Source organism: Brevundimonas sp. KH_058, assembly GCF_057838505.1.
In genome coordinates this window covers 751,577-770,886 of the sequence record NZ_CM174469.1, presented here as the reverse complement: position 1 = coordinate 770,886, position 19,310 = coordinate 751,577, and the positions used below count along the sequence as shown (strand labels likewise).

Genomic DNA, 19,310 nt, shown 5'->3' with positions numbered 1-19,310 from the left:
CATGATCTTCTGCGATCCACGCCATGTATGAACTGACCAAACAATTCCGGTTTGACGCCGCCCACACGCTCGAGCGCGAGATCGAGACTGAGGGAAGCCGTCGCATTCACGGCCACTCCTATCGCGCGGAGGTGACCCTGCGCGGCCGGCCTGATCCCCAAACCGGGATGATCATCGATACCGGCCTGCTGGCCCGAAAGCTGGAACAGGCCCGAGACGCCCTCGACCACCGGTTTCTAGATGAGATCAACGATCTTGGTCCGGGCACGATGGAGAACCTGTGCGCCTACATCTGGCGCCGCCTCGAGGACGAGATTTCCAATCTCCATTCGGTGGCGGTCCTTCGGGACTCCACCGAGGACCGGGTCACCTATTTCGGGGAGTCCGTCGCGTGAGCGGGGCCCTTGTCCTTTTCTCCGGCGGTCAGGATTCCGCCACCTGCCTGGCCTGGGCGCTCGAGCGTTTCGACCGGGTTGAAACAATAGGCTTCGACTATCGCCAGCGTCATCGGGCCGAACTCGACGCCCGCACCGTCGTCCTGGACGGTCTGCGCGCGATGAAGGACTGGACCAGCAAGCTGGGCGAGGACCACATTCTGGACCTCGGCGTTCTGGGCGAGATCAGCGAGACCGCCCTGACTCAGGACATGGAGATCGTCACCAGCGCGTCCGACCTGCCCAACACCTTCGTCCCCGGGCGGAACCTGCTGTTCCTGACCTTTGCCGCCGCCGTGGCCTATCGCCGAGGCCTCAAACATATCGTCACAGGCGTCTGCGAGACCGACTATTCCGGATATCCGGACTGCCGCGACGATACCATCAAGGCGCTTCAGGTCGCGATCAACCTGGGGATGGAGACCCGGATGGTGCTCGAGACCCCCTTGATGTGGATCGACAAAGCCCAGACCTGGGCCATAGCCAACGCCATCGGCGGTGCGGATCTGGTCGAACTAATCCGCGCCGAAACCCTGACCTGCTACAAGGGCGACACCGAAACCCACAACGCCTGGGGCCGGGGGTGCGGCGACTGCCCCGCCTGCGACCTGCGCCGGTCCGGTTTCGAACGGTGGAGCCCGTAAGCGGGGAAACGCTCGTAACGCTCACTTTACGGTTGCCATCCCATATCATCCGAGCGAGCGTGCTCGGGTGGAGTGGGGAAGCGAATGAGTCCGGTAAAACCGGGCCGGCCGGCAATGGTTCGGAAGGCTGAAGTGTTCAGGTTCGCCGCAGGGTCGCCGATCCCGTTTACGAGCCTCGCCGCGTGTTCGTAACGGCCGTTTCAGGCGAAGCGCGATCCTGGGGTGTCGGCAAACTGCTCTCGCAAAACGGCGCGGACTGCGTCGTCGAATATTTCGACACGCCGATGTCGGATCCCGTCCTGTGGGAATGTCTCTCCTCTGACCTTCGGACGCTGAGCGTTCCGTCCCAGACCCGTGTCTATGCCTATAACGCCCGGGTGAGAGCCTGGAAGATCGGGCGCTTGCTCGACGACCATGGCGACGCCCAGTTGGTCAAATTCCCCAACGACGAGACGCTGCACCTCCCGGTGTCCGAAGTCTTTGTGCGGTGGGACCGGCCTATCGCCGATCCCACGCCGTTTCTCGCCGCCGGCATCACCGAGACCCCGCGGTTCACAGACGGTCGCGCGCCCTTCGTGCGATCCTTGCTCGAGCAACGCGCCGTGTCCCTCGGCATGTCGGCCCTGCCGTCGTCGGCCATCGAACTCGAGGCGCATCAGGTCGAGGTTGTGCGAAAGGTTCTGCAGGATCCGATCCAGCGCTACCTTCTGGCCGATGAGGTCGGTCTGGGAAAAACGATCGAGGCCGGCGTCCTGATCCGCCAGTGTGTACTCGACGATCGCGCCGAGGCCAGGGTTCTGGTCCTGACGCCTGAGGCCCTGGTCTCGCAGTGGCGTCTGGAACTGACGAGCAAATTCTTCCTGGGCGACCTGCTCGGCGAGACAGTTTTCGTCGAACCGTTTTCGGCCATCGACCGGATCAAGGCGCGACTGGGATCGGCGACCATGCTGGTCATCGACGAAGCCCATCATCTCACGACAGACACCGGCGCGGGGGCCACGGAGCTTTACGACGCCCTGATCGCGGCCGCGCCCGCGATCGACCGGGTCCTGCTGCTCTCCGCCACACCCGCCCTGCATAACGAGCGCGGCTTCCTGCGGATGCTGCATATGCTCGATCCCGCCGGCTATCCGCTCGATGCAGAGGACGGCTTCCGCAAGCGGGTCGGTGATCGTCAGGCCCTGGCCGAAATCGTGGCGTCGCTGACGCCCGATAACGCCCTCTATCTGGACGATGCGCTGGACCAGTTGGCAGTGATGTTTCCAACGGATCTCCGCCTTCAGCAGGAAGCAGACAAGTTGCGCCGGATCATTGCCCGGATGCCGACGGAAGAGGATCCGGAGCTTGTGGCCGCAGTCGCGGTCGTGCGGGACCACCTGAGCGAGGTCTACCGGTTGCACCGCCGGGTGCTGCGTCACCGGCGCCAGAACGTCATGGGCCTGACCCCGGACAGGCGCGGGGCCGAAAGGGTCGACTACCCGTCGGAGGCGGGCAGGAGAGCGGCCGAAGCCGTCGAGGACTGGCGCTTCGCCGAGATGGTCGGCCAGGCGCCGGACACCCTCGACCCGGCCAGCCTGACAGCCGTCTCCGCCCTCGCGGACACCCGCGCCGCCTATCGCACCGGCGGAACGAAGGCGGTGACCCCCGACAGCGCGCGTCCGATCGCGTTAAGCCCCTACGAGACCGCAGTGTCTGCGTTGGAGGCTCCGGGAAGGGCGGCTGACCGGATGGAGGTTCTCGCCCGAACCATTGCGGCCCATACGGTGCCCAGGGCGCAGTTTATCGTCTTCTGCTCGGACCCTGAGACGGGCGACGAGATCGTGAAGAGCCTGACAGCGCGACTCGGTCGGCCCGTCGATCGTCACGACCCGGCGCACGACGACTGGCGAGCCTTCAGTGAGGATCCGACCCGGACCGTGCTGGTTTGCGATCACCGCGCCGAGGAGGGTCTCAATCTGCAGGGCGGAGAGAAGATCGTCGTCCACTTTGACCTGCCCTGGAACCCCAACCGCATCGAACAGCGCCTAGGACGGGCAGACCGCTATGGTTCAGGCCAATCGGTCAAGTCGCTCCTCCTGTGTTGCCAGGACGATCCGATCGAGCGCGCCTGGGCGCGCTATCTGGACGAAGGCCTGCAGGTCTTCGACCGATCGATCGCCAGCCTTCAGTACCTGATCGATCAGACGGTTCAGGCCCTGCCTGCGCTGCTTCTCGCCGAGGGCGTCGAGGGGATACTCGACCTTCTAGCGCGAGACGCCGGCGTTGACGGACGGGTCGCGCGCGAAATCCGGAGCCTCAATCAGCAGGATGCGCTGGATGCGCTCGGCGCCCCGCCGTCCGAGACCCTGGAAGCCTTGTCCGACCTGGACGACGAATGGCGACAACTGGAAACGGACATCGGCGGTTGGATCCAAACGACCTTGATGTTCGGGCGATCCAACGAACCGCCTGGCCCGCCGGCGTCGAGCGCCCCCGGTGGCGCTTTTCGTTACCGCTATATGACGGGTGGGCAGCATACCCTGTTGCCGCTCGAGACCTTTTACGAGAAGTGCCGGCCCGCGATTGACCTGACGGTTAAGGTCGTTCGCTCGCGTGACCTCTGGACCGTGCCCTATACCTATCGTCGTCTGTCCGCCCTGTCCCGGCAGGGGCGCGCCGTGCAGGCGCGACTGTTGCGATATGGCGACCCTCTCGTGACCGGCCTTCGCGATCTGGCCCAGCGCGACGAACGGGGCCGCTCCACAGCGTTCTGGCGCCACGTGCCGCCGACGGAGTGGGGCGAAACCAAACTGTTCTTCCGCTTCGACTTCGTCGTCGAGGCCGAGGTCGCCGGAGCGCACGACATCCTGGATCTGGCTGGGCAGTTGACGCCGTCGGCCCTGTCGTCTCTGGGGCGACGCGGCGACATGGCCCTGGTGCCGTCCTTCCAGACGCTCTGGCTCGACGCAGACCGCCAGATCGTCACAGACGCCCGCGCCCTGTCCCTGCTGGCGCGACCGTATCGCGTCGACGCCAGCAATCAGGGCGGGCGCGATTTCAACCTCAACCCCAGGCGCTGGGCCGCGCTCAAGGCGCTCGGCGCGATTCACCTCGATCAATGGGCCGACCTGTGCGTCGATGCCCGACGCGCGGCCGAACGGCATCTGCGGGATTTGCCGGCCCTGAACGCGGATCTGGAGATCGCCGCCCGCCGGGCGGAGACGATGGATGCGGGCCGCCTCGGGCTGCTGCAGGCTCGGACGGCGCGCGCCGGCGCGGCCAGCGACGCCGATGAGAGGGATCTTCATCTGGAGCGCGCCCTGTCCGAGCAGTTGATCGCCGGCATCCGGATGCCCCGCCTGTCGCTGGACGCGGTCTGCGCCTGCTTCCTCGGATCCGACATGAAGACCGCTGCGACCCTGGCCCGCGGATGACGGCGACGCACCTCGATTTCGGCAGCCTTTACGCCGCGCTTGACGGCTGGCCGGACGTCGCCTCGCCTGAGGCCGGTTCCGATGGACTGTACGATCGCGTCGCCCAGATCCTGAGCGCCGCCCGGACGAAGGGCGTCGCCGCCGCGCTCCCCGACCTGGCGCCGTTGCTCAAGCATATTCTGCGCCGCCAGTCCCTTCGCACGGGCGCGCCGGCCCAGTTCCGCGTCCGGACCGATGCGTCCTGGCCGACGGCGCGGGTCTGGGGAAATTACGGCCTCAGCGCCCACAGCGAAACCGGCGCCCACGCCCTGATCGAGTCGCTCGCCTGGCGACCCGACTGGTTCAAAGGAGCCGACGTTCCGGTGTTCGAGGACGTCTTCGCCGAAGACCTCGTGCGCAAGAGCTGGTTCTGCGCCATCGACCCCTTTCTGGGCGAAAGCAGCGGCTTCTTCGACTACGTCACGCCGGGGCAGAGGGAAGCGGTCCGCAGCGCGTTTCTGATTCCTCCGGGGGAAACCCTGATCGTCTGCCTGCCGACGGGTTCGGGAAAAAGTCTCGTCGCCCAGGCGCCGGTTCTGGCGCGCGGCTTCGAAGGCGGCCTGAGCCTGTGCATCGTGCCGACCACCGCGCTCGCGCTCGACCAAGCGCGCCAGACCCTGAGGATGATGGCGCCGCGCTCCCTGGCCGGCGAGCGCCGGACGCTGGCCTGGCATTCGGGTCTGTCCTCGGAGCAAAAGGCCGAGATCAAGGCGGCGATCCGCGAAGGGCGCCAGGGCATCCTCTACTGTTCGCCCGAAGCCATGACCGGCGCCCTTCTCCCCTCGCTCTACGCCGCAGCGCAGTCGGGTCTTCTCGACTATTTGATCATCGACGAGGCCCATCTCCTGAGTCAGTGGGGCGACGGTTTCCGGCCAGCCTTCCAACTGGTGGCCGGGGTGCGCCGGGGGTTGCTCCGCGAATGCTCGGGCGATCGCTTTCGCACCATCCTGATGTCGGCCACCCTGACGACGGAGGCGATCGAGACGATCGACGCCCTGTTCGGGCCGCCGGAAAGCATCCAGATGGTGGCGTCCATCCATATTCGTCCCGAGCCCCAGTACTGGATACAGCGCGAAGACGACGAGGCTCTGAAGGAACAGAAAATACTCGAGGCCGTCAGGACGGCACCGCGGCCGGTCATCCTCTATGTGACCAAACGCGACGATGCGCGCGCCTGGCGCAAACGGCTCACGGCCCACGGGTTCGGGCGGATCGAGGAGTTTCACGGCGAGACGCCCGATGGGCGGCGGGAACGCATCATCGAGGACTGGGCGCACAACCGGATCGACATCATCGTCGCCACCTCCGCCTTCGGTGTCGGCATCGACAAGAGCGACGTGCGCACCGTGATCCATGCGGCCGTCCCGGAGACCGTAGACCGGTTCTATCAGGAGGTCGGGCGCGGGGGTCGGGACGGCAGCCCGGCCGGGTCTATGCTGATCTATTCGGGGCGGGACCTCGCCGTCGCCGAACGCATCGGCCAGCCGTCCCTGATCAGCGAGGACCTGGCCTTCGAGCGCTGGGATGCGATGGTTCGCGAGGCCAAACCCCTGAATGCGATCGGGTCGAGGCTGGAGGTGAGCATCGCCATCGTGCCCCCCAGGCTCAGGCAGCAGACGGACTACAACGAAGCCTGGAACATGCGCACCCTCATCATGATGGCGCGCGCGGGCATGCTGGAAATGGACGCGGCAGCGCCCGACCTCGAGGCGCGGAGCGCAGCCGAGGACGACGAGGCCTTCGAGCGACGGACCGAGGCCTACTGGTCGGCCTACTATATGCGTTGCATCGTCGATCTGCGTGAGGCGGGCCATCGCGACAAGACCGTGTTCTCGAACCGCATCCAGGCCGAGCGGGCGCGATCCTTCCGGGCGGCGCAGGAAAACGCCACCCTGCTGCACGCACTCGTCAGCGGCGACAGCGAGGTCGGGACCCTGCTGGCGCGCCTCTACCAGAGCTACGAACAGGGCCGCTCGATCGTGGTCTCCGCCGCGTGCGGCGGCTGCCCTGTCCATCGCCGCGAGGGCGAGGTCAACACCGACTACGCCGAACCCGCTGTGTTCGGCGTCAGCCGGATTCCGCCCCAGGACCTCGGCGACTGGCGCCGGATTTTCCCGCATCTGTCTGACGCCAGAACGGTCTTCCTGCTCGTGCCGGACGGCGTGGAGACCCGCGACATCGCTTCCGTCCTCGGGGAGGCCGTCGCCCTATTCAACATCAAGGAGATCGCGACATCGCGGGCGTTCAGATTTGGGACGCCGGCCGTGCGGACGCTGCACAAGAAAGCCCCGGGCGGCTTCCTCATGCTGCAGGACCTGGAGGAGGAGGCCAAGGCGCCGCCGCCCTATCCGGTCGCCCGGATCAGCGTGCTGACGGAAGGCTCGGTTCCGGCTTATCTTCTCGACCTCGAGCGACCGTTGCACATCATCATCGCCCCGACCTCGACACCCGACCCGTGGCACCCCGCCCGCCGCCTCGGCGAGGTCGGCTCCAACGTCCTGACCCTCGAACAATTCCGATCGGGCACCCGTCTATGACCGTCCTCAACCAAGCCAACGACGGCCAGTTCAACGTCCTGATCGCCCTGGTGCGCGCCGCCGTCCGGTTCGGCCCGCGTGAACGCACCGAGTTGCTCGCCCTGTGCGGCGCGGGCGTCCCTGGCGTCGACCCGTCCCGCCTCAACGGCACCTATCTGAGATGGACCGAACTGGGTCTGTTCGAGGTGCAGGACGATCGGGTGGTCCTGAGCGAGCCCTATCGGAGCCGACTGGGCAAGGACGCCGCCAGGGCCGAGACCCGCCTGCCCGCCGTCGCCCGCGAGATCGTGCTCGCCGCTGAGAACAATCAGCGCTTCTGGGAGAGCGACGGCAACAAGAGCGCCGACCTGACCCGAGGCCTGTCCTGGATGCTGGCGCAAGACATCTACCCGCTCGACACCTCGAGCCACGGCAGGATCGAGGAACTGGAAACCCGTCAGATTCCCGATCTCAGCCGGCGCATGATGCAGAACGACACCCGCTGGACCGGCCTCAAGGCCTGGATGATCTATCTCGGGTTCGGACGCGGCGAGGCCGCGTTTGTCGTCGATCCCACGGTCGCCGTTCGCGACAGCCTGCCGGCGATCTTTCCGGACGCCAAACCCCTCCCGGCGCGCGAGTTCCTCTCAAGGGCGGCGACAATCCTCCCCGTCCTCGATCAGGGCGCCTATCGCCTGATGGTGGAGGAGACCCTGAAGACCTCGGCCTGGTCGCCTCTCGACGACAACCGGCTGTCGACCTCGCTCTCGCGCGCCATAGAGAGGTTGGTCTATGCCGATGAACTCGCCATGGAACAGCGGGCGGACGCCGAAGACGGTTTGCAGTTGACGGGTGTGAACGGCCGGGTGTGGCGATCCTTCACCCATATCTGGCGCCCCGCGCGTCCGGCGGGAGCCCGGTGATGCTTGAGCGCTACTGGCCCGAGGCGGCCCAGGTCAACGCCTGTATCAAGAACGAGGCCGAGACCGCCGATGTGGCTGTCCTGCTGGCGGTCCACCAGCCGTCGCCCCTGACGACACGCGACGTGGGATCGGGCCTTCCCAGCGCGGTCACGGAAGACGATCTGCTGGCGGCCTTCCTGACGGACAATGTGCCAGGCGGCGCCCTGCTGTTCCCGATCACGGGCGCATCCGGGGCCGGCAAGTCGCACATGATCCGTTGGCTGGACGCGCAACTGCAGCGATCCTCCAAACGCGACAAGCTTCACATCATTCGCATCCCGAAAAGCGCCAGTCTGCGCACCGTGGTCGAGAAGATTCTGGAGCCGCTGAAAGACAATCCGCTCTACGCCAAGGCCCGCGGCGAACTGACCCGCGCCGTCGCCGACGTCAACGTCGACGAAGCCGTCCTGACCTTCCGGGCGCATCTGGAGTTCGCCCTGGGCGAGATCGCCGCCCGCCTCTTGACCGAATGCCTGGAACACCCCGAGCGGGCGGATCTCCGGGTCAAGCTGGCCCACGCCCAGGACCTGCCCAAATTCTTCTCCGATGCCGCCCTGGCCAGGCATTTCCTGGACAATGTGCTGTCGCGCATCGTCCAGCGCGCGCTCAAAGGGCGTTCGGAAGCCAGCAGCGAAGAGGACGATCGCAAGAGCCAGTTCGTCCCCGAGGACCTGAAACTTCCGCCCGAGATCGACCTGGGGCAGGCGGCCCTGGCGGTCCGGCGCTATTTCCAGCGCAATCTGGACACGGCGGATCCGGCGAAACTGCGCGTCCCGATCGACCTGCTGAATGAGGCGACCGATCCCGCGATCGGCAATGTCTTTCATCTCCAGCACTCGACCGGAGGAATGACGCTGCAGGACATCATCCTGGCCGTACGCGAGACGCTGCTCGAGGAAGACAAGGACCTGGTTCTTCTGGTCGAGGATTTTGCGGCCCTGTCCGGAATCCAGGATGTCCTCCTCAAGGTCTGCATCCAGGAGGGCGAGTACGAGGGCAAGAAGGTCAGGGCCACCATGCGCACCGCCATCGCCTTGACCGACGGCGTGCTGTCCTTCCGCGACACCATCTTCACCCGCGCCCAGAAGGAGTGGATCGTCGGCGGCCGCGAGATGAGCGAGGCCCAGATCAAGGACGCGACGGTCGATCTGGTCGGGGCCTATCTGAACGCGGCCCGATGGGGCGAGGCCGAACTTCAACGGCTGTTCAAGACGAGCGACGCGGAGGTCGACAGGGCCTGGCTGCCGATCTGGCGCGACGACGACGACACGGATCGCGCCCAGGCCTTGCTGGACGCCTTCGGCTATTCCCGGTCCGGCGCGCCCCTGTTTCCGTTTAATCGGCAGGCCATCTCGGTGATGGCCGACGCCCATCTGATCAAGAATACCGCGCTTGTCTTCAATCCGCGCAAGATCATCAACGACATCCTGCGCAACACCCTACTGCTGCGCCGTCTGTACGAGGCGAACGCCTTCCCGTCGGTCGATCAGAAGGGTTACACGCCCAACGCCAATCTGGCCGACTGGATACGGCGAACCAACCAGAGCGAAGCGATCCGCAAGAGGCTGGCCGCCTTCCTTGCCGTCTGGGGCGGCAATCCTCCCGGCGAGGCGGACCTGGCCCGCCTGGCGCCCGGCACATTCGAGGCCTTCAACCTTCCGACGCCCGAACAGTTGGACAATATCCGGCCCGTTGAACCGTCGGGGGGCGCCCAGACCGGGGGCGATGGCGAGGACGACAGCCGACCGCCGAAACCTGCCGCTCCACCATCGACCGGAGCGGACCCTTGGGCTGTGAAATGGTCGGGCGTGCTCGACGCCTGGGCGGGCGGCGAGCCGCTGGTCCAGACGGATGCGCGGGCGATCCGCAACGCCCTCTATCCGCTTCTCGAAAAGGCCATGGAGTGGCCGCGGATGCGCGTGCGCAAACGTGCGATTTCCGCAGCTTCGATCTCGATCCCCGAGGCTCGCGGCAATCCGCCGCCCCGCAGGGCCATCCACGTCTGCAAGGCTCCCAGCGATGAAGACGGTCGCATTCGCGCCGGACTGCTGGGCGCGCTGCGTTACGAGCAACGCAACCAGGGCTGGACCTACCCCGGGGCGGACACGGACTATGTGGCCAGCGCCGCGATCATCGACGTCCTGGTCGCCCAGGTCGAACGGATGGTGTCAGAGGATGTCGAGCTTCAGGTCCGGACACTGGCGCAGGGACTGCTGGCGCAAGGTCGGATCGCGGGGCTCGCGCCGCCGCTCAAACCCACCAACGTCGCTGCGACGCTCGGCGGACTGTTCGAGGTCCTGCCAACCCGCACCCGCCAGGACTTTGATGAGAACTGGGAACGTTTGTGTGAAGCGGCCTGGGGGCAACTCGCAGGGCGGCCGGCGCGCGAGCTTCTCCAGTCGGAACTCCAGGGACTGTTGTCGTCGTTCCAGGGAAGCTCGGGCTCAACGCCTTACGCCCTGGACAGCGTCAGGCTGCTAGACAGTCTGGCGGCGATCGAGGTTCAGGAGACGAGAGCGGACAGTCTGAGTCCTGACACCCTCGTCTATCTCAAGCAGTTCAGCGACAACCGCATCTGGCTCCAACTGCAGCCCGTCATCGGACGGCTGAGGGAGTTCCGCGCCGAACTGGCCGACTACGTGGAGGGCGACTTCGACAAGGCCGCCTTCGTCAACGACCTGCAGGATGTGGCCAGTCTTTTGATGACGACAGCCACCTGGCCGGATCGCGCGGAGCTGAACCTCAAGGAGTTCGCCAGGCGGCTGACGGAGTTCAAGGCCGCGCCGATCGTCGAGTTGGTCTATAAGGCGACGATCGTGGACGAGGCGACCCTGGACCAGTTGCCCAAGGTCCTCAACGCCCTTGGGACGCTGGATCTGTCGAACATTCACCGGACCAAATCCTTCCTGGCCATGGTCGAAACCCTCATCGAGGTCGCCCAGGCCAATGTCGACCGGGCCTATGCCTTGAGCGACCAGGCCAATCCGGACCGGATCGCCGACGAGATCGAGGGTTTGCTGACCACGATCATCGGCGAGCCGGGGCCGGATGGCGCCGGCCCGTCCGGAGCATCGTCATGACCGCGTCCCTGCCGGGTCGATTGACCGAACTGAAGGAAAAACTGGGTCGTCTGAACAGTCTGGCGTCCAGGAAGCAGGAAGCCAGCAACCTGTCGGGATTGCGGACCGATCTCGGCGAACCGGTCCAGACCCTGAGCGCTCTGACCCTTCGCCAGAAGGTGTTCGAAGACCTCGGCGTCCCGGTTTCAGCGCCGGAAAGTCTGGGCGTCCTGAAAAAGCGGGCCGAGGGTGTCCGCGAGAAGTTCCGGGCGGAGCGCTCATCGGCGACCCTGAAGAAGGGACAGGCCTGGAAACTGATGCTGGCGGACCTGACCTCGGCGACCGCCGATGTCGACAAGTCGCTCGGCGCCGCCTGGCGGGAGTATCGCTCGACCCTGTTCGCCGGGGACGCGCCCGCAAAGATCAAAGGGGTTCTGGCCTCGACCAAGGGCAATCTCGACGCGCTCGTCGCCTATCAACAGACGCATGAGGCCTTCACCAAACTGTTCCAGTCTCAGCCGACGGACCCGTCCGTTGTTGAGAGAGCCAGGAGCCTCGCCGCCGAACTCGTGCGGATCGCGGCCCGTTTTGATTACGACGTCAAACCCGAGGTCAAGGTGTTCCTGGCCGCGGTGCAGGCCGGCGGGGCGCCTCTGGCGCTTCTGACGGATGAGGTTCTGGACTGGCTTAAATCCGGCGATGCGATCGACAGCTACCGCATTCGTGCTGCGGAGACACAATGACCCCCGACGACACGCTGGTCTTCGCCGCCCTCGACAAGATCGAACAGCAGGAGGCCCGTCTCCTGTCTTGGGGGCTGGTCGACGCCTTTCTGCCCGCCGCCGACCTTCACGACATCGTCGGCGACCTGATCGATAACCTCGCCTCCGTCGAAGGGCTGACCCTGACGACGGTCGAGGCGATCATCGACGCGCTTGTGGACCAGGCGCTGGTGTTCGACGTCGGCGAGGATCCCGGAGAACGCTTCCGCTCGCGCATGGCCGAGGAGGTGAGGCTGATGTTCCGCCTCCGCCAGTTGTTTCCCAAGCACGAGGGCGCGGTCGGCTGGCAGGGGGCGCCGACCCTGGTCGCGGACTTCCGCTTCCTCTGGCGGCGCCGACGCTACCCCATGCGCGACGTCGCGCCCCAGGCCGCCATCGCCGAGATCGGTGAGGCGACGGCGGAGCCGGAAGGGCGCGCGGCGATCGCCGCCCTGATCGGCCGCTACGGCGCGGCTTTCACGCTCGCCCGGTTCCAGGTCAACGCCGCCAAACGCATTCTCGCCGGCTTCGCCAGCCCGTATTCCCAGGCGACCCTGGTCAGCGCGGGAACCGGCAGCGGCAAGACCCTAGCCTTCTATCTGCCGGCCCTGGCGCGGGTGGCATCCCACATTCAGCGCGACAAGCCCGACACCCGCTGGGTCAAGGTCCTGGCGCTCTACCCTCGCAATGAACTGCTGAAGGACCAGTTCGCCGAGGTCTATGCCCAGGCGCGGGCGCTGGACGACACCCTGGCGGCGAAGGGCCGTCGCAAGATCCTCATCGGAACCCTGTTCGGACCGACGCCCCAGTCCGACAAGACCGTCGAGACCGGCCACAACAAATGGCCGGTCCATCCCGATGGCCTGATCTGCGAGTACATCCGGTGCCCGACCGAAAACTGCGGCGGGGATCTGGTCTGGCGCAATGAGGATCGCGATCAGCACATCGAGAGCCTGCGCTGCGATGTCTGCCGTCACCATATCAGCGAGGACGAGATCGTCCTGACCCGCAAACGGCTCGAGACGGTCAGTCCCGACATCCTGTTCACCACCACCGAGATGCTGAACCAGAGGCTGGCGGATTCCCAACTCCACCATCTGTTCGGCCTGGGCGGGCGCGCCGAGCGCGCCGTGGAGATGATGCTCCTCGACGAGGTGCACACCTATTCGGGACGCTCCGGCGCCCAAGTCGCCTTCCTGCTTCGGCGGTGGCGCAAGATGCTGCGCAAGCCCGTGAGTTTCGTGGGTCTGTCGGCCACCCTGAGGGACGGCGCGCGCTTCTTCGCGCGTTTGACTGGCGTGAGCGAACAATCGGCGGCGGAAGTCACCCCTGTCGCCTCCGAGATGGTCGAGGAGGGGGCCGAATACATGCTCGCACTGCGCGGCGATCCGGTCTCCCGCACCGCCCTGCTGTCGACGACCATCCAGGCGGCGATGCTGGCCTCACGGATGCTCGATGCGCCCTTGAGCCGCAAAAGCGACGGCGTCCTGGGGGAGCGGCTGTTCCTGTTCACCGACGATCTGGACGTCACCAACCGGATGTTCTTTGCCATGCTCGACGCCGAGGGCCGCAACTCGGCCGGCAAGCCCGACATGAAGAACCATCCTCGTGGAGGCCTGTCGGTCCTGCGCCGGCCCATGCCCAACCGCCAGCGCAAACTCCATGGGCAGGACTGGGAAGCGCCTCAGATCATCGGCCATGACCTGAACGCCTCCGATCGCAAGGCGGTGGGCCGTGTCATGTCGCTGGACCCGGGCGTGGGCAAAAACCTCGACATCGTCGTGGCGACCGCCACCCTGGAAGTCGGCTTCAACGATCCGCTCGTCGGGGCCGTCATCCAGCACAAGGCGCCGCGCGATGTCGCCCAGTTCCTGCAGCGCAAGGGCCGGGCCGGGCGATCGCGGCGCATGCGGCCCTGGACGATCGTCGTCCTGTCCGATTACGGTCGCGACCGGATCGCCTATCAGGGCTACGACCTGTTGTTCGATCCGGAACTCTCCGTGCGCAGCCTGCCCACCGGCAACCGCTATGTGCGCCGCATACAGTCGGTCTACGCCACCCTCGATTACCTCAGCGAACAGATGGGTGGCGCGCCCGCCGGCAGCGTGTGGCGCGACCTCGCCGAACCGGCGAACTGGGCTCCCAACAAAACCCGTCAGGCCCGTCTGGCCCAGGCCATTACGCGGGTCCTTTCCGAACCTGCTGAGCGCGACCGCTACGGGACCTATCTCGCCAAGGCGCTCAAGCTCGACGAGGAAGAGGTTCGCCTGCTGCTCTGGGATCAGCCGCGCCCGCTCCTGACAGAGGTCTTGCCGACGGCCCTTCGGCGGCTCGAGACGCATTGGCGCAGCCAGCCGCCCCTGCACGAGGCGGTGATCCGCAACTCGCCCCTGCCGGAGTTTGCGCCGGCCAATCTGTTCAGCGATCTGAACCTCCCGGAAGTGACGATCACACTGCCGCCCCTGAACGGACAGGAGGTCGAACCGCGCGTGATGCCCATCCTTCAGGCGATGCGCGACTTCGCGCCGGGGCGGGTGTCCCGCCGCTATGCCCTCCAGCACGGGGGCGAGCGACACTGGGTCTGTCCGGCCCTGGACGACAGGCCGAACCAGGTCCTGAGCATCGCCTCGATCCTGGACAGCGATCCTCTGGGCGAGTGGGCCATGGCCGCCGGCGCGGGGGTGTTCCGGCTTCCGGTGTTCCGCCCCCTGCTGATCAGGACGGAACAGACCCCGGGTCAGGTCCTCGACACCTCCCATGCGCGGCTCGACTGGCGAACCCAGATCGTCGCCCGCACCCCCGGCCTCGTCCTGGCTCTTCCCCGCAAGGATCCGTGGACCGACCTGGTGTCCGAGGTGCGGTTCTTCACCCATCAGAATCTGTCGCCCGTGGAGGTCCGGCGGTTCGCCGTCGCCAGCGACGCGGAGATCAAATATCGCGATGGCCGCAGCGTGCGTAAGACGTTCACATTCTCAGCCGACGAGGGGGGGCAGGCGGCTGTGGGCTTCAGCGTCGCCGTGGACGCCCTGTGCCTGAGGCTGACCTGTCCGACGGCGATCTGGGCGTCGCTCGGGGGAGCAGAGAGCGCCTTGTACCGGGCCATGCGGACCGCCCGGTTCCACCATAAGGCGCGTCAGGGCCCGGTTCTGGCGAGCGTCGACAATGTCTTCGCCCGGGAATGGCTGGCCCACCTGCTGCTGTCGGCCCTGTCCAACGAAGCGATCGCCAAGGGGATTTCGCTCAGTGCGGCGGCGGACAATCTCGCCAACGACCTCGCCGACCTCTCGCTCAAGGCCACCCTGGTGATCCTGTTCCAGTCGGCGACGGTCGATGACGTCGACGCCCAGGGCAATGTGCAGGACAAGCTGCGGGTCGATCTCGAGGCCTATCTCGAGGACCCGACCGTCCTGGCCGACCTGCGGAGTCTGGCCACGATCCTCTGGAAGCCGATCGATGAGACCTGGGAGCCCTGGCTCAGGCAGCGCTTCGTCGCCACCGTTGCGGCGGCGGCCTCGAGCGCCATCGCCAGCCTGTGTCCGGAGATCGATTCCGACAGCCTCGTCGTCGACATCGATGCCGGACCGCGCGAAGAGGACGATGTCCTGGCCGGCGCCGACGCCAGCGAGATCTGGATCAGCGAGTTCGCCCCCGGCGGCAACGGGTTGATCGAGGACGTCCTCAAACAGTACGCCGAGGATCCGAGGCGCTTTTTCAGCCTGATGACGGCGGCACTCCGCGACAACGACTTCCTGCTCAGTGATTTCCAGATGACGCGCTACCTCGGCGAACTGGCGGCCGATCCGGGCGGCGAAATCGCCGTGGCGACGATCAACTACCGCTCGGCCTATGGCGCTCGGGAAAGCTACGCCCGGTTCACAGAATTGCGCGAGACTCTCGCCGGGGAAGGCTACGTCACGTTCCACGCCTTCATCGTCGCGCTCGCCAACCGCATCCTGCGGCCCGGGTCCGGACCCGGCAGCGATGCCTTCCTGCTTGAGGCCCTGACGCGCTGGTCTTCCGAGGAGGCCCGACTGGGGGTCGAACTCGACGCCCGGGTGCTGGCCTACAGACTGGCGAACTGGCCCGATATCGACGCCGCCTTGATGGAGGCCGGCATCGAGGCGCCGTCGGTCAGCGCCGCCCAATGGCGGTTCGGGGTCATCTATGGCCTGTTGTGGCCACGTGGAGCCCAGATCCGGCGATCCGGCCTGGACCTTTATTCGCCGTTTGGCGAGTTGCCGCCTCCCGAACCCCTGCTGGTCAAATCTTTCCTGACTGAGGGCCTAGATGTGATCGACATCCGCGACGAGGACTGGCGCCCCCGTTGCCTGGAACGTCTGGCGAGCCTGGGCGCGGCCACTCTGGTCTGCCCCATGGGCGAGGCCGACCTTCTGGCCGACGCCTTCAGCTTCCTGGCCACCAACCCGGTTCAATCCGACTATCTGTCGGTCTATGCGCGGGTCCAGGCGGTTCGTCGGGTCGAGAGCACCCTGGCCGTCGACGTCGATATCGCGGAGGCGGTCCAATGACGTTCGAGAGCCGACGGATCTTCAAGAGCGTGGCGACCAGCCAGAACCTCGTACGCGAACTCCTGCAGATGATGCTTCTGGGCGAGATCGTTTCGCCGGGCGGACAGCGCGCCTGGCTGGTCAGCCCCTGGATCAGCAATGTCGTGCTGTTCGACAACCGCGCGGGCGGGTTCGCTTCGGTCAATCCGGAGTGGGGGGGGCGGGAGATCCGGCTCACCGAGGTGGCGCTTCACCTGATGGCGCGAGGAACGGAACTGGGCATCGCCACCAATCACGACACCCACAACGCCCCCTTTCTCGAGGCGCTGCGGGTGGGCGCCGAGGAAGCCGGCCTGTCCGCCAAGCTCGTGATCGTCAAGCGCGAAAACCTCCACGTCAAAGGCATATTGCTGAAGCGCGGACTGCTCACGGGATCCATGAACCTGACCTATCGCGGCCTGGAGCTGAACGACGAGACTGTGGTCTATGACACGGCGACGCGAACGATCGCCCAGGCGCGGCTCAACTTTGATTCCTATGCAAGGGTCGAGCCATGATCGCCGATCTGCCCGAAGGTGAACGCGCCTGGGTGCAAGCGTTCTTCAGTGCGCCGAACGGCCTGACGGGGGAGACGCTCGCCGCCGGATCCGCGCGACAGGACCAGGTCGACGCCGTATCGCCCTGGCTGGCGAGACTGTCTGGATCGGTGTCGGATACGCCCCTAATCCTGCCGATGTGCGCCGGGGGGCGGCTCAGGGGTTGGTATGCGACCGCCATGACCCGCGAAGGCGAGCAGGGGCTGCGATCGACGCTGCGGGCCTGGCTCGGAACCTCTTATCTTTCAACCTTGGACGCCGCGGCGCCGGCCGACCCCCAGGCCGACGCCCTGCGGGGACGGTTTGGCCGCGAAGTGCTCTATTTCACCGGCCAGGACCCCGATGCGATCTCGGCGAAGCTGACCCTTCTGGCGCGCCTCGACGCCCAGCGGCCCCGACTGGCCCGCTCCGCGCCCCGGCCTGTCGGCCGCATACGTTCCGATCTCGAACGCGCCCTTCTGGCGCGCGATGAGACGGGGGCGCTCGCTCTCATCGCCGAATTGCGGGCGACGGGGCGGTTGAACGAAGAGAACCTCCAGTTCCTCGATGTGCGGCTCAAGGCGGGTCTTGGACAGTGGCGCCAGATCGCGCTCGATCACTGGGCGATCCGAAACCTCTCCGACCTTCCGCTTCCCCCCCAGACCTTGTCGGATCTGGTCGAGGCGCTCTACCGGGTGCACCTGGACGAACTCGACGCCGACGCAGATACGACGGCGTTCGTCGCAGCCTTCAGGAACGACATTCTCGACCCTTTCCCGAGGCTGTTCGCCTCTCGTCACGGCGTGCGCACGCCCCGCGTGGTCAAGGCCTTCATCCTCCACGAGCACGTTCAGCCTCGACCGAACGCCGCCATTCTGGCGACGCTTACCGCCCTTCTGCCCGCAGAGGACGCCGATTGGGTTGAACGTTTCGTCACCGAGGTCGAGGCCCCTCAAGGGTCTGCTGCGGCACGCGACGCCGAGGCGTCCGGGCCAGGCCCCACGCCTCCCGTCTCACCGCCCCCTCCGCCTCGGGCGACGCCCCCGGTGGAGGCGTCCCTTGACCCGACTACTGAAGGCCCGGAGCCTGCGTCCGTTCTTGCAGCCCCCGACGTTCCGGAGACCGTGGGTGACCCGGACGGGGTCGTTGACGAGGCCGAGGCTGCCTTCGACGACGGGCAGGTCGATCGCGCCTTCGAAATCGATCTTGCCAAACCCCTCAATCGCAAATCCGTGATGCGCCTTCTGGCCTGCGCCCAGTTCATCGGTACGGCGGAGGCCCGGTCGAGAGTGCTGGAGGCTTTCGACGCCCAACCCCAGGCCCGAACGGATCTGCCCAAGACCCAGGTCGAGCGCCTGGACGCGCTGAGGCCACGGACCGCCCCCGAGGTCCCGCGAGATCTGTCCTACGCGCCGGCGTCCGGCTGGCTGAACTGGGCGCAGCGCCTTGACGCCGGGCAGGGGGTCGACGAGGCGGTGACGGATGTCCTCGATAACCGCGCCGCCTGGGAGACGCGGGAGTTGCGCGCAAACGCCGCCCAGTGCCGGACGTTCGCCGATTTGATCGGCAATCTGGAGGGCGCAGCGGCGCAAGCGGCGCGTCAAGCCTTGCCCATGGTGGTCTCGGCCTTCTTCCCCGAAGGGGAACAGGCCACGGGCCCGTCCCGGGCCGTGGCAAATGTCGTCCTGCTGCTGATCGCCATCGACGACGCCGTTGGGCGCGCTGATCTCGAGACCCTGACGACGGTGATGTCCGCCCTGCTGGATCTCGGCCTGACCGCGCCCGACTATCTGACGATGATCGCCGATCTGGAGGCGGTGCAGGCGCGCAGCGCCTCCTACGTCAATCTCGCCTGGTCTCTGGACATTTGCGAAACCCTGGCGATCTCGCCGACACCCTCGGCCGAGGCGAACGAGGCGCGCTTGCGTGTCTTCCTCGCCGTCATCGGCCAATGCCAAGGCTTCGCGCACAGGCTGACGGGGTCCGATGTCCTGGTGATCGAGTCGTTGACGCGGGACTTCGGCGTCGATCCCTCGTCGATCGCCCGACTGCGACCCTCATCCGGCCCCGGCGCCGAAGAGACGGCGGGCGCGGACCTGAACGGCAAACTCATCGGCGTCTATACCCTGACGACCGCCGCCGGCGCCCGGGCCAAGGCGGCGCTTGAAGTGCTCTACCCCGGGTGCGCCGTGGAGGTGAACTCCGACACGGTCAGCACGCTCAGCCTGACCAACCTGGCGCGGACCGCCGACATCTTCATCTTCGCCTGGCGCAGCAGCAGCCATCAGGCCTTCTTCTGCATCAAGGACGCTCTGGGCGGGCGCGAGCCCGTCTATGCGGCCGGCAAGGGCACGGCGAGCATCCTCAACGCCGTGCGCGAGGCCGCAGCCTGAAGTCTG

The 19,310-nt window shown here is 66.5% G+C and carries 10 protein-coding genes; all 10 read left to right on the top strand.

All coding sequences use genetic code 11. The annotated features are described in order from the left end of the window. The first annotated feature begins 23 nt into the window (after positions 1–23). The 10 genes from AC3ISA_RS03625 to dpdD all read left to right on the top strand — a co-directional run bounded on the left by AC3ISA_RS03625 (position 24) and on the right by dpdD (position 19,304). The gene (locus AC3ISA_RS03625) at positions 24–395 is read left to right on the top strand and encodes a 6-pyruvoyl trahydropterin synthase family protein (RefSeq protein WP_489179377.1); all 372 of its coding nucleotides are present in this window, start codon (positions 24–26) and stop codon (positions 393–395) included. Next, the gene (gene queC / locus AC3ISA_RS03620) at positions 392–1,078 is read left to right on the top strand and encodes a 7-cyano-7-deazaguanine synthase QueC (RefSeq protein WP_489179376.1); all 687 of its coding nucleotides are present in this window, start codon (positions 392–394) and stop codon (positions 1,076–1,078) included. Before AC3ISA_RS03625 ends, queC begins: the two co-directional genes overlap by 4 nt. Positions 1,079–1,260: 182 nt before the next feature. Next, a complete protein-coding gene (dpdE, locus tag AC3ISA_RS03615; protein WP_489179375.1) occupies positions 1,261–4,491 on the top strand; it encodes a protein DpdE in 3,231 nt (1,076 codons plus the stop codon). After that, positions 4,488–7,067 (top strand): protein DpdF, encoded by a 2,580-nt coding sequence (dpdF, locus tag AC3ISA_RS03610; RefSeq protein ID WP_489179374.1) that lies wholly within the window; start codon positions 4,488–4,490, stop codon positions 7,065–7,067. The genes dpdE and dpdF overlap by 4 nt, the downstream gene beginning before the upstream one ends. Further along, positions 7,064–7,969, top strand: a complete 906-nt coding sequence (gene dpdG, locus AC3ISA_RS03605) for a protein DpdG (protein WP_489179373.1) — start codon at positions 7,064–7,066, stop codon at positions 7,967–7,969. The genes dpdF and dpdG overlap by 4 nt, the downstream gene beginning before the upstream one ends. Then, on the top strand, positions 7,969–11,088 hold the full coding sequence (gene dpdH, locus AC3ISA_RS03600) for a protein DpdH (RefSeq protein WP_489179372.1): 3,120 nt from the start codon (positions 7,969–7,971) through the stop codon (positions 11,086–11,088). Before dpdG ends, dpdH begins: the two co-directional genes overlap by 1 nt. Continuing rightward, a complete protein-coding gene (locus AC3ISA_RS03595) occupies positions 11,085–11,810 on the top strand; it encodes a hypothetical protein (RefSeq protein WP_489179371.1) in 726 nt (241 codons plus the stop codon). The genes dpdH and AC3ISA_RS03595 overlap by 4 nt, the downstream gene beginning before the upstream one ends. Then, on the top strand, positions 11,807–16,357 hold the full coding sequence (gene dpdJ, locus AC3ISA_RS03590; RefSeq protein ID WP_489179370.1) for a protein DpdJ: 4,551 nt from the start codon (positions 11,807–11,809) through the stop codon (positions 16,355–16,357). The genes AC3ISA_RS03595 and dpdJ overlap by 4 nt, the downstream gene beginning before the upstream one ends. After that, the gene (gene dpdK, locus AC3ISA_RS03585; RefSeq protein ID WP_489179369.1) at positions 16,354–16,893 is read left to right on the top strand and encodes a phospholipase D-like domain-containing protein DpdK; all 540 of its coding nucleotides are present in this window, start codon (positions 16,354–16,356) and stop codon (positions 16,891–16,893) included. Before dpdJ ends, dpdK begins: the two co-directional genes overlap by 4 nt. Next, positions 16,890–19,304: a protein DpdD gene (dpdD, locus tag AC3ISA_RS03580; RefSeq protein WP_489179368.1), complete on the top strand. Its 2,415-nt coding sequence runs from the start codon at positions 16,890–16,892 to the stop codon at positions 19,302–19,304. Before dpdK ends, dpdD begins: the two co-directional genes overlap by 4 nt. The last annotated feature ends 6 nt before the right edge of the window (positions 19,305–19,310 follow it).

Bases quoted from the DNA above. Each gene is read 5' to 3' on its own strand.
- AC3ISA_RS03625 (WP_489179377.1), top strand. From the start codon at position 24: ATGTATGAACTGACCAAACAATTCCGGTTTGACGCCGCCCACACGCTC.
- dpdF (WP_489179374.1), top strand. From the start codon at position 4,488: ATGACGGCGACGCACCTCGATTTCGGCAGCCTTTACGCCGCGCTTGAC.
- dpdG (WP_489179373.1), top strand. From the start codon at position 7,064: ATGACCGTCCTCAACCAAGCCAACGACGGCCAGTTCAACGTCCTGATC.
- dpdH (WP_489179372.1), top strand. From the start codon at position 7,969: ATGCTTGAGCGCTACTGGCCCGAGGCGGCCCAGGTCAACGCCTGTATC.
- AC3ISA_RS03595 (WP_489179371.1), top strand. From the start codon at position 11,085: ATGACCGCGTCCCTGCCGGGTCGATTGACCGAACTGAAGGAAAAACTG.
- dpdJ (WP_489179370.1), top strand. From the start codon at position 11,807: ATGACCCCCGACGACACGCTGGTCTTCGCCGCCCTCGACAAGATCGAA.
- dpdK (WP_489179369.1), top strand. From the start codon at position 16,354: ATGACGTTCGAGAGCCGACGGATCTTCAAGAGCGTGGCGACCAGCCAG.
- dpdD (WP_489179368.1), top strand. From the start codon at position 16,890: ATGATCGCCGATCTGCCCGAAGGTGAACGCGCCTGGGTGCAAGCGTTC.